Consider the following 609-nt stretch of genomic DNA (forward strand, 5'->3'; position numbering starts at 1 on the left):
GGTAATTGAGCTAACACTCTAAAGTTTAGTTGTCGGCAACAAGTACGACTATCTAATACCAATTTTATTAAAACATGATTATTTTAGCGAATTAAATAACTCACTAACGGCGTTAAAAATTACTTATATAGAACGACTATATTTCATAAATTTTGCCTTGTTATTAAGCTATTTACTTGACGCTAAAAAAGATCACTAGTTTAAACAATTGCCATAACAGGAATATAATCATGAAATTTACACTTTTAAAAACCATCGCTCTTGGCTCATTATTAACTTGCTCAGCTGCTGCAATGGCTAATCAAGGTGATTATAAATTAATGGTTATTGAAGACTCTGCAACTGCAGCACCCGCATTTGAAAAATCGTTTAATAGCTGTGCTTTAACTGTTGAATCAAAAAATTACGAAGAAGCAGAAGCTATTTGTACACAAGCAATTGCATTACTTAAGCAAAGCCATGGTCCGCGTTTAAAAGTACGTGAACTTACATCGTTTGCATTAAGTAACCGAGGTGTAGCGCGTATTAAGGCTCAAAAAGACACTGCGGGTATTTCTGATTTATATGAAGCGGTTCAAATTTCTAAAAACTCACTTGTAACACATAACC

The 609-nt window shown here is 33.5% G+C and carries 1 protein-coding gene; it reads left to right on the top strand.

All coding sequences use genetic code 11. From position 1 onward, the window contains the following. Positions 1 to 230 precede the first annotated feature (230 nt). Positions 231 to 609, top strand: a 379-nt coding sequence (locus P20652_RS18425; RefSeq protein WP_033017582.1) for a hypothetical protein, incomplete at its 3' end; no start/stop codon positions are given.

It is taken from the genome of Pseudoalteromonas sp. BSi20652 (assembly GCF_000239855.1).
Lineage (GTDB): Bacteria > Pseudomonadota > Gammaproteobacteria > Enterobacterales > Alteromonadaceae > Pseudoalteromonas.